7 protein-coding genes and 1 pseudogene are annotated in these 9,021 nt (G+C 65.3%); 6 read left to right on the top strand and 2 right to left on the bottom strand.

Translation table 11 applies throughout. The features are described 5' to 3' along the window. Positions 1-189, bottom strand: a pseudogene (locus CH256_RS27725) (hypothetical protein); the annotation flags it as partial. A 37-nt stretch (positions 190-226) separates the two neighbouring features. After that, positions 227-2,407, bottom strand: a complete 2,181-nt coding sequence (gene treS / locus CH256_RS17110) for a maltose alpha-D-glucosyltransferase (RefSeq protein WP_094670103.1) — start codon at positions 2,405-2,407, stop codon at positions 227-229. Between the two features lie 297 nt (positions 2,408-2,704). Between treS and CH256_RS17105 the strand changes: the two genes are divergently transcribed. The 6 genes from CH256_RS17105 (at position 2,705) to CH256_RS17080 (ending at position 9,008) form a co-directional block, all read left to right on the top strand. Further along, complete coding sequence (locus CH256_RS17105; protein WP_068055898.1) at positions 2,705-3,208, top strand: Pro-kumamolisin, activation domain family protein; 504 nt, start codon at positions 2,705-2,707, stop codon at positions 3,206-3,208. A gap of 298 nt (positions 3,209-3,506) precedes the next feature. Then, positions 3,507-5,351, top strand: a complete 1,845-nt coding sequence (dnaK, locus tag CH256_RS17100) for a molecular chaperone DnaK (RefSeq protein WP_032376212.1) — start codon at positions 3,507-3,509, stop codon at positions 5,349-5,351. After that, positions 5,348-5,980, top strand: coding sequence for a nucleotide exchange factor GrpE (grpE, locus tag CH256_RS17095; protein WP_068055901.1), 633 nt, complete (start codon positions 5,348-5,350; stop codon positions 5,978-5,980). Before dnaK ends, grpE begins: the two co-directional genes overlap by 4 nt. A gap of 29 nt (positions 5,981-6,009) precedes the next feature. After that, positions 6,010-7,182, top strand: coding sequence for a molecular chaperone DnaJ (dnaJ, locus tag CH256_RS17090; RefSeq protein ID WP_068055903.1), 1,173 nt, complete (start codon positions 6,010-6,012; stop codon positions 7,180-7,182). Then, on the top strand, positions 7,182-7,598 hold the full coding sequence (locus tag CH256_RS17085) for a heat shock protein transcriptional repressor HspR (RefSeq protein WP_068055906.1): 417 nt from the start codon (positions 7,182-7,184) through the stop codon (positions 7,596-7,598). The genes dnaJ and CH256_RS17085 overlap by 1 nt, the downstream gene beginning before the upstream one ends. Before the next feature lie 663 nt (positions 7,599-8,261). Then, complete coding sequence (locus CH256_RS17080) at positions 8,262-9,008, top strand: FAD-binding oxidoreductase (protein WP_094670102.1); 747 nt, start codon at positions 8,262-8,264, stop codon at positions 9,006-9,008. The last annotated feature ends 13 nt before the right edge of the window (positions 9,009-9,021 follow it).

The raw sequence follows: 9,021 nt of genomic DNA, 5'->3' as shown, positions 1-9,021 counted from the left end.
GATGACGGCGGCCAACGCGAGAATCAGTGCCGCTGTCAGAGTCCACAGCGCGCTCGCGACCTTGGGTAGGGCCGGCCGAGATGGCTCCTGCCGTGGCCGCAACGGTTCGACGGCAACATCGCGCCGCGGTGGTTGCGGACGGGGAGGCATGGGCCTCCGCGATGTCGGGTCGTTCTGTTCTTCGGCCACGGCAGGAGTCTATCCGTCGGTGGGGAGCCCTGCGGTCTCAGCGCAGCACCACCGGCACACCCTCGTACGGGCGCAGCGTCATCGGGAAACTGTTCAGTTCGTCCACCGTGGCGATCTCGTTGTCGTCCGATACGTCGACGGCCGTGGTGCCGGGCACCAGGTGCTTCGACTGGATGGTCGCGCTGATCTCCTCGGACGAGAAGTTGAGCACCGTCGCCTGGATGGTTCCCTGCCCGAGTTCGTGCACCATCACCAGTAGACCCTTGTGCGAGACGGTCGGGATGTCGATCTGCTGGGCGGTGGCGATACCGAACTTCTTGCGCAACTCGATGATTCGCGCCAACTGGCGGGCGAACGACTGTGGATCCGCCAGCTGCTCCGGGAGCGAACCGTACAGGCTGCGCCCGCGGGGGATGCCGGATTCGGAGCGCACGGCCTCGGGGAAGTACCCCATCAGATCGTGTGCGCCGCGGTTGATCCAGCGGGTGTCGCCTTCGCGGATGAGGTCGTCGACCTCCTCGGCATCGATCGGCAGGATGCCCAGAAGATCCCAGCCGGACAGTGCGAACACGCCCGGTTGCAACGCGTTGTACATCGCGAGCAGCAGATGGGCCCGCTTGACCGTCTCGATGTCTCGCTCGTCCATCCGGTCCAAATCGCGGATCCCGAGCGATGCGGTGATCACACTTGCTGTGGTGCAGGCGATTCCGTTGGTGGTGAACGTCCGGTTGTACGGTGCCCAGCGCCCGGTGAGTCGATCGGTCAGCTCACCGCGGATCCGGTCGCCCAGATCGCTGCCCTTGACCGCCTCGCCGCCGTAGGTGAACTCGTCCTCGGCGTGCAGGGTGGCGAAGTGGATGAGCTCGAACGTCATCTCGTCGTGGTTCTGCAACGCGTGCACCAGAGATGCCGTGTCGACGCCGTGATCGCGCGCCAGAGTCATGGTGAGCCTGAGAAACTCGGTGTTTCCCATGACGAGCGCGTGCTGATAGGCCGGGCGATTGATGAAGTCGTACGACAGGTCGGCACCGTTTTCACCCATGGCCTTGATGTCGTCGATCGTCAGGTTCAACTCCTGGAAGGTGAACCCGCCCATCTTGCGCACCACGCTGGCGATCAGGTGGTTCGCCGCCTCGGACAGCGGGTGGCCCTCGGACCAGCCCGGCCCTTCGGCTCGACGCTCGACACCGAGAAAACCGTTGGCGTCCAACCGCAATGCGCCCGCACCCAGATCGGCGATGGAGTGGCACGCGTCGCCGATCACCAGTCGCATGCCGGCGAAGGAGGGATCGAGCCAGTTGATCGACGGCTGACCGGCCTTGAAGTAGTGCAGGTACACCCAGCGACGCTCGACGCCGTCGATGCCGACGACGGGAGGTGTTGCGCTCCAGTTGGTTTCCTTCACACCGAGCTCGTAGAAGATCACGCGCTGCAGCTGGCCGATGATGTATCCGGCACGGGCGAGATTGGCCTCGGCCTCGGCGTCGATGTTCTGCGAATCGGCTCCGGCCCGCACTCGTGGCAACAGATGCCAGTCCTGCGGTTCGATCTCGACCATGTGGTAGATGCCGGGGTAGTCGGCCACGGCCATCTCGGCGAGCCGGAAGTCCGCACCTTTACCGGTGTGTCCGGGCACGATGTCGTCGATCACGATGCCGTCGTACGCCGACGCCACCACGCAGAGGCGTCGGAACTCCTCTTCCGATCCAAACGCGGGGTCGATCTGCATGCCGATGCGGTCGAAGTGGCCGTCGACCGAGGGAGTCGGACGCCAACCGTGGATGCCGCCGGCCACCTTCACCGGGCCGGTATGCACTGCGGTGACACCGATTTCGGAAAAGGCCTGCCACAGCTTCTCGTCACCGAGTGTGCTCAGGAAGCTCGTCTGCGGGGCGTTGATCACCGAGATGGGATACGCGGTGAACCACACCGGTGCGCGCTCGACGGCGGCGCGAGGATCGGGGTCGGCATACGGGTTCTGCCACATGCTGCCCTTGCCCGACAGCTGCTCGGCGATGAGCTTGGCGTCGCGCAGCATCGACTGTTCGGTGAGCCAGTCCACGTACTCGGGATTCGAGGCCACCGGTTCGCTGTCGGGTGTGGGGTTGCTGCTCCTGTTGGCGCGACGCACCGAAGGTCGAAGTGGTTTCGGCCGAGCCGGATAGAACTTCTCGTCATAGGTGATCTCGCTCGGTTCGTGCTGCACTTCGGGATCCATGTGCCTCCGTAGCCTCGCTTTTCCTCAACCCTACGTAGGGCGCGGCCGATCCGCAGGGTTGTGGTTCCCCTGATCGGCGACCGGTGAAACCTGGCTCACCGACCGGTGAAACCTACTCCGAACTACATCGATGTGATTTTTCAGGGGCGTTTTCCTTCGATATGCGAACGTCATCGAATCGAGACCGCCTGGTGTGGAATGTCTGATTCCGATAGGACATAGTGAGTTGAGTACCAACTGACCCATCTGTCACATCAGACTCATGAGTCACATCCCCTTCAGCTACAGGAGTTGTTCATGCGACGTCTTGCCCGCACATCGATCCTGGCCTCGACGGCCGCTCTGGCCGCCGCCATCGGTGCGGTTGCCCTCGCACCGGCCGCATCGGCCGAACCTGCCCCCGAACCCGTCGGCCCGCTCGGCTCGGTGGTTCTCGAAAGCCCCGACCTGGTGGTGACCATGGCCGCCGTCTGCGACATCACGGTCGAGGACGCACCCGAGGGCGGCGTCGTCGCACTCCAGGTCAAGGTGGACAACGTCGGTGCGGACGACGCGTCGAACGTCAACGTCAACTACGGCGCACTGCCGGGCGTGCAGGGCCAGAACACCGAGACGACCATCGAGGCAGGCGAAGCCGCCACGTACACCGTGCCGTCGGTCGATCGTGAATGGATGGCCCGCCCCGCCGGTGCCGCAGCCTTCGCCAGCGCACTCGATGCGAACTTCCTCGACAACATCACCGGTGGACTGCTCACCCACAGCTGCATCCCCGCCCCGCCCGCTGAAGATGCAGGCGAGTAGCCCGCACTGACTTTCTCCCCGCTGCGCCGCGACGATCCTCGTGATCGTCGCGGCGTACTGCTGTGGAGGGGCTTCGCCCCACGTGCACGAAACCTCGTAGCAGGGGTCGAGTTTTCGCTCACATGCGGCGCAGCCGCTCCCACGGGAACAAAGTCGCCACACCCTCCGTTGTGCAGGTCAGCAGCCTTGAGTGGATGAGGCTCAAGTTGGAAGTTGACGCGACAAGACGCGTTGTGCAAACTTGAGCGGAGTTCGCTCACCCAGGGACTGAACCCCAGCACTAACAGGAGGAAACATTATGGCTCGTGCGGTCGGTATCGACCTCGGGACCACCAACTCGGTCGTGTCCGTCCTCGAGGGCGGCGAACCGGTTGTCGTCGCCAACTCCGAGGGATCACGCACCACCCCGTCGATCGTCGCTTTCGCCAAGAACGGTGAAGTGCTGGTCGGCCAGCCCGCGAAGAACCAGGCGGTCACCAACGTCGACCGCACGATTCGCTCCGTGAAGCGCCACGTCGGCACGGACTGGACCGTGGAGATCGACGGCAAGAAGTACACCCCGCAGGAGATCTCCGCGCGCACGCTGCAGAAGCTCAAGCGCGACGCCGAGGCCTACCTGGGCGAGGAAATCACCGACGCGGTCATCACCGTTCCCGCGTACTTCGAGGACGCACAGCGCCAGGCCACGAAGGAAGCCGGCCAGATCGCCGGCCTCAACGTCCTGCGCATCGTCAACGAGCCCACCGCGGCAGCTCTCGCATACGGCCTGGACAAGGGCGACAGCGAGCAGACCATTCTCGTGTTCGACCTCGGTGGCGGCACGTTCGACGTCTCGCTGCTGGAAATCGGCGACGGCGTCGTCGAGGTCCGCGCGACGTCCGGCGACAACCACCTCGGTGGCGACGACTGGGACGAACGCATCGTGACCTGGCTCGTCGACAAGTTCAAGGCTCAGAACGGCATCGATCTGACCAAGGACAAGATGGCGCTGCAGCGTCTGCGTGAGGCGGCCGAGAAGGCGAAGATCGAACTGTCCTCCGGGCAGAGCACCTCGATCAACCTCCCGTACATCACGGTCGACGGCGACAAGAACCCGCTGTTCCTCGACGAGCAGCTCAGCCGCTCGGAGTTCCAGAAGATCACCTCCGACCTGCTCGACCGCACCCGTGCGCCGTTCCAGGCAGTGGTCAAGGACTCCGGCATCGCCGTCAAGGACATCGACCACGTCGTGCTCGTCGGTGGTTCGACGCGTATGCCCGCCGTCTCCGAGCTGGTCAAGGAGCTCTCCGGTGGACGCGAGCCCAACAAGGGCGTCAACCCGGACGAGGTCGTGGCCGTCGGTGCTGCACTGCAGGCCGGTGTCCTCAAGGGTGAGGTCAAGGACGTTCTGCTCCTCGACGTCACGCCGCTGTCCCTCGGCATCGAGACCAAGGGTGGCGTGATGACCAAGCTCATCGAGCGCAACACCACCATTCCGACGAAGCGCTCCGAGACCTTCACCACCGCTGACGACAATCAGCCCTCGGTGCAGATCCAGGTCTTCCAGGGTGAGCGCGAGATCGCCTCGCACAACAAGCTTCTCGGCTCCTTCGAGCTGACCGAGCTGCCCCCGGCTCCTCGCGGCGTCCCGCAGATCGAGGTCACCTTCGACATCGACGCCAACGGCATCGTGCACGTCACGGCCAAGGACAAGGGCACCGGCAAGGAGAACACGATCAAGATCCAGGACGGCTCCGGTCTGTCCAAGGAAGAGATCGACCGCATGGTCGCCGACGCGGAAGCTCACGCAGACGAGGACAAGGCTCGTCGCGAAGAGGCCGAGGTCCGCAACCAGGCCGAGTCCCTCGTCCACCAGACGGAGAAGTTCGTCAAGGACAACGAGGACAAGGTCGACGCCGAGCTCAAGGGACGCGTCGAAACCGCCATCGCCGACGCCAAGACGGCTCTCGCGGGCAGCGACATCTCGGCAGTCAAGACCGCCGTGGAGAAGCTCTCGACCGAGTCGCAGGCTCTCGGCACCGCCATCTACGAGGCTCAGGCCAAGGAGCAGGGCGGCGCAGAGGGTGGCGCGCAGGCCGCTGACGACGGTGTCGTCGACGCAGAGGTTGTCGACGAGCCCGCCGACGACACGGACAAGAAGTGACGTCGGAGAACACCGAGCAGGAACCGGTCACTTTCGTGGACAAGCGAAAGATCGATCCCGAGACCGGTGAAGTACGGGAAGGTGACGCAGTTCCGGAGCCCCTGGTGGGCACCGGGGCTGCGCCCCAGCCCGACTCGGTGGACGAAGGGACCGTCGACGGCGACGTAGTGGAAGACCCGCGTGACACGCAGGTTGCAGAGCTCACCGCAGATCTGCAGCGCGTCTCCGCGGAGTACGCCAACTACCGGCGTCGCACCGATCGTGAGAAGCAGACCGGAGCGGAGAACGCGAAGGCGTCCGTCGTCTCGCAGCTTCTTCCGGTTCTGGACGACCTCGAGCGAGCCCGCCAGCACGGCGACCTCGAAACCGGACCGCTCAAGGCAGTGGCAGACAAGTTGGCAGGGGTGTTCTCGAACATCGGCCTGACCACTTTCGGAGCCGAGGGCGACGCCTTCGACCCGGCCATCCACGAGGCCGTCTCCCATGAGGGCGACGGCAGCAGTCCGGTCGTCGGAACGCTGATGCGTCCGGGCTACAAGCTCGGTGAGCGCGTCCTGCGGACCGCGATGGTCGGCGTCGTGGACAGTGCAACACAAGAATCGGATGCACCCGCGTCCGACGAGCAGTAGAGAAATAGCGCGAGAGGAGGAAACGCCCGGTGAGCCAGCGGGAGTGGATCGAGAAGGACTTCTACAAGGAGCTGGGCGTTTCCTCCAGCGCGACTGCAGAAGAGATCAAGAAGGCGTACCGAAAGTTGGCCCGGGACAACCATCCCGACGCCAACCCCGGTAACGCCTCGGCCGAGAACAAGTTCAAGGCGGTCAGTGAGGCGCACGCCGTCCTCGCCGACCCGGCCAAGCGCAAGGAATACGACGAAGCACGAAAGCTGTTCGCCTCCGGTGGTTTCGGTAACCGTGGCGGAGGTGGATTCTCGCCCGGCGCAGGCGGATTCGGCGGCGGTGGACAGACCTTCGATGTCGGCGACATCTTCGGCCAGGGCGGCGGCGACGGCGGAATCGGTGACCTGTTCGGTGGCCTGTTCAACCGCGGCGCGCAGCAGCGTCCGCAGAACAATCGACCCCGACGCGGTAGTGACGTCGAAACCGAGACCTCGCTGCAGTTCCGTGAAGCGGCACAGGGCGTCACGGTCCCCCTGCGATTGACCAGCCCGTCCTCGTGCACCACCTGCCACGGCAGCGGTGCGAAGCCCGGAACCAGCCCGCGGGTGTGCCCCAAATGCAACGGCCAGGGTGTCGTCAACAGAAACCAAGGCGCGTTCGGCTTCAGTGAGCCGTGCGACGACTGCCGCGGTACCGGATCCATCATCGACGACCCGTGCGTCGACTGCCGCGGCACCGGAGTGCAGAACCGCACCCGCACCATCACCGTGCGCGTCCCGGCCGGCATCAGCGACGGCCAGAAGGTCCGGCTCGCCGGTCAGGGCGAAGCCGGCTTGCGCGGAGCACCGTCCGGCGACCTGTTCGTCACCGTTCGGGTCAAGCCCGACAAGGTGTTCGGCCGAACAGGCGACGACCTGACGGTGACCGTTCCGGTGAGCTACGGAGAACTGGTGCTCGGCACCACGCTGTCGGTGCCCACCCTCGAAGGGCGAGTCGGAGTGAAGGTGCCACCGGGCACCGTCGACGGCCGAGTGCTACGTGTGCGTGGACGCGGTATCCCGAAGAAGTCCGGCACCGGCGACCTGATGGTGACCGTCAAAGTTGCCGTCCCGCAGAAACTCGACGATGCTGCTACCGACGCTCTGAAGAACTATCTGGAAGCCGAGAAGGCCAGCGGATTCGACCCGCGGGCCGGGTGGGCAGGTGTGTGATGTCGGTCCCTCCCGAGGGCGGATCCACGAAAGCTGGTGGCGGGCAAGCTGATCCCGACGCCCAGGTCTTCGTGATCTCCGTCGCAGCACAGTTGGCAGGTATGCACGCGCAGACGCTGCGTACCTACGACCGGCTCGGGCTCGTCACCCCGCATCGCACCACCGGCGGCGGTCGACGCTACTCACCGCGTGACGTCGCTCTGCTTCGTGAAGTGCAGCGACTCTCACAGGACGAGGGCGTCAACCTCGCCGGCATCAAGCGAATCATCGAACTGACCAATCAGGTCGAGGCACTGCAGGCCCGGGTCTCCGAACTGGCTCAGGATCTGGCCAACGTGCACGCCAGCTATCGCCGCGACCTGGTGCCGATTCAACGCAACGCCCTGGTGGTCTGGAAACCGCGCCACCAGCGCTGAATTCGGGGGTTCGCCCTTCACTGTTCACCCCAACCTTCGCCCTTCACTGTTGGCAAACGCGCGCGCGTTCGTCAGGTGCGCGCGGATTCGCCGGCGATCGGTCACTATTTCCCGCGCATTCGGCAAACGCGCGCGCTTTTGCGGCGTCGACCGGGGGGCGTCGTCGGCGGCGACCCTGGCGGCGATTGGGCATCTGAGGTCGGGTCGGTCCGCGGTTGTTGAGCCCGGGTCTCTGCTGCACACGTCCTCGCACACGCGCGCGTTCGTCAGGTGCGCGCGGATTCGCCGGCGATCGGTCGCTATTTCGCGCGCGTTCGGCAAACGCGCGCGCTTTTGCGGCCTCGGCCGGGGGCGTCGGGCTTAGACCGTGGGCGTTGGCGGCGAACCTGGTGCCGGGCTGCGCCGCCGGAGTCAGCCGTGCACTGGAGTCGGGTGGCGGGTCTCAGCGGCGCAGCTCCTCGCAAACGCGTGCGCGTTCGTCAGGTGCGCGCGGATTCGCCAGCGATCGGTGGCTATTCCGCGCGCGTTCGGCAAACGCGCGCGCTTTTGCGGCCTGGACCGGGCGACAGGCCTGGACCGGGCGACAGGCCTCGACCGGGGCGACGGCATCGACCCCCGCGCGTGTGTGCGAGGTATTTCGCGTCGGCCCCTATCCTGGTTCACATGCAGGCGTGGAGTTCGACGGTTGTTCAGTATCATCGCCTTCGGAACGATCTTGCGGTGATCAGACTCGAAGGCGATGCTGTGCCGTTTCAGGCAGGCCAGTCGGTGTCGGTCACGGTTCCCCAGAACGCTGCTCTGACGCGGCGATACTCACCGGCGCTGCCGCCTTCGCGAGACGGGAAGCTGGAATTCCATGTTCGAGCCGTTCCGGCCGGTTGGGTGAGCGGTTCGATCGTCAACGAGACGCGGCCCGGTCATGTGTGGCAGATCAGCGATCCGCGGGGCAGTCTGCATGTCGACGATTCGGGGCGCGGCGTCGTGATGATCGCGGGCGGCACCGGCCTCGCTCCGTTGCGCGCGATTCTGCTCGACCTCACTCGCCGCCCACAGCCGCCGAACGTGACGCTGTTCGTCGGCGGCAAGTCGCCACGTGATCTGTATGCCGGCGACATGCTGTGGTTGATGGCGGCGGAGTTGCGGTGGTTGACGGTGGTACCTGTCGTCGACCAACTGCACGAGCCGTGGGCGTCGGATCGATGGAACGACCGCATTCATGCCGAGATCGGTTCCAGCGCAAAGTTTTTCGAGCCCGAGCATTGTTGGGAGGGCAGTGTGGCCGACGTCGTCGCCACGCAGGGGCCGTTCCCGGATCGCCAGATTCTGGTCTGTGGCTCGCCGGGAATGGAAGCGGCGACCGTGCGCGCGCTCGTCGAGATCGGCACACCACTCGACGCCATCCGCCGCTGAAGCGGGAAGCCCA

Source organism: Rhodococcus sp. 05-2254-6, assembly GCF_002258565.1.
Classification (GTDB): Bacteria; Actinomycetota; Actinomycetes; order Mycobacteriales; family Mycobacteriaceae; genus Rhodococcoides.
This window is presented reverse-complemented; position numbering and strand designations above follow the sequence as displayed.